General features: G+C 65.2%; 1 protein-coding gene. It reads left to right on the top strand.

The features are described from left to right. A partial coding sequence (locus tag R4I43_RS34200) for an AMP-binding protein (RefSeq protein WP_324269875.1) occupies positions 1–1,570 on the top strand: 1,570 nt, incomplete at its 5' end. Positions 1,571–1,585 lie beyond the last annotated feature (15 nt).

Here is a 1,585-nt window from a genome sequence, read left to right as displayed (position 1 = left end):
GCCGCTGCTGGGCGACACGATCGGCGCGAACCTGGACCGCACCGCGGCGCGGTTCCCGGACCGCGACGCGCTGGTGGAGTGCGAAACGGGCAGGCGCTGGAGCTACCGGGAGTTCGTCGCCGACGTCGACGCGCTGGCCACCGGCCTGCTGGAGGCCGGGATCGTCAAGGGTGATCGGGTGGGGATCTGGGCTCCGAACCGGGCGGAGTGGACTCTGACGCAGTACGCGACGGCGAAGGTCGGGGCGATCCTGGTCAACATCAATCCGGCTTACCGGTCGCACGAGTTGGAGTATGTGCTCAACCAGGCCGGGGTGCGGATGCTGGTGTCGGCGAAGTCGTTCAAGACCTCCGACTACGTCGCGATGGTCGAGGAGGTGCGGGGCAGGTGCGCGGGCCTGGAGCAGGTCGTGTTCCTGGAGTCACCGGAGTGGGAGGTGCTCGCCGGTACCGCTGCTGATCAGCGCAGGCTCGGCGAGGTCAGGCTGTCGGCGGATGATGCGATCAACATCCAGTACACGTCGGGGACGACGGGTTTTCCCAAGGGTGCGACGTTGTCGCATCACAACATCCTCAACAACGGGTTCTTCGTGGGGGAGTTGTGCGGGTATTCGGAGGTGGATCGGGTGGCGATCGTGCCGCCGTTCTACCACTGCTTCGGGATGGTGATGGGGAATCTGGCGTGCACGAGTCATGGTTCGGCGATGGTGATCCCGTCGGAGGGTTTTGAGGCGGGGAAGGCGTTGCGGGCGGTGGCGGGTGAGGGGTGCACGTCGTTGTACGGGGTGCCGACGATGTTCATCGCGGAGTTGGATCATCCGGAGTTCGGTTCGTTCGACCTGTCGTCGTTGCGGACGGGGATCATGGCGGGTTCGCCGTGTCCGGTGGAGGTGATGAAGCAGGTCATCGAGCGGATGGGGATGTCGGAGGTGGCGATCTGCTACGGGATGACCGAGACGTCTCCGGTGTCGACGCAGACCCGTGCCGATGATTCGTTGGAGCGTCGGGTGTCGACGGTGGGCCGGGTGGGTCCGCATCTGGAGATCAAGGTCGTGGATCCGGTGACGGGGTTGACGGTGCCGCGTGGTGAGGCGGGGGAGCTGTGCACGCGGGGGTATTCGGTGATGCTGGGGTATTGGGAGCAGCCGGACAAGACCGCTGAGGTGATCGATGCGGCGCGTTGGATGCACACCGGGGATCTGGCGGTGATGGATGCCGAGGGGTATGTCTCGATCACCGGGCGGATCAAGGACATGGTGATCCGGGGTGGGGAGAACGTGTATCCGCGGGAGATCGAGGAGTTCTTGTACACGCATCCCGACATTCTGGATGCGCAGGTCATCGGGGTTCCGGATGCTCGTTATGGCGAGGAGTTGATGGCCTGGGTGCGGTTGCGGGAGGGGGCCGAGCCGTTGACGGCGGAGGCGTTGCGGGAGTTCTGCAGCGGCAAGTTGGCGCACTACAAGATCCCGCGTTACGTGCACGTGGTCGAGGAGTTCCCGATGACGGTCACCGGCAAGGTCCGCAAGGTCGAGATGCGAGAACGAGCCCGCGAACTCCTCGACCTCTGACCCCCGAGGGTGGGG

The organism is Saccharopolyspora mangrovi (assembly GCF_035320975.1).
GTDB classification, from domain to species: Bacteria; Actinomycetota; Actinomycetes; order Mycobacteriales; family Pseudonocardiaceae; genus Saccharopolyspora; species Saccharopolyspora mangrovi.
This window is presented reverse-complemented; position numbering and strand designations above follow the sequence as displayed.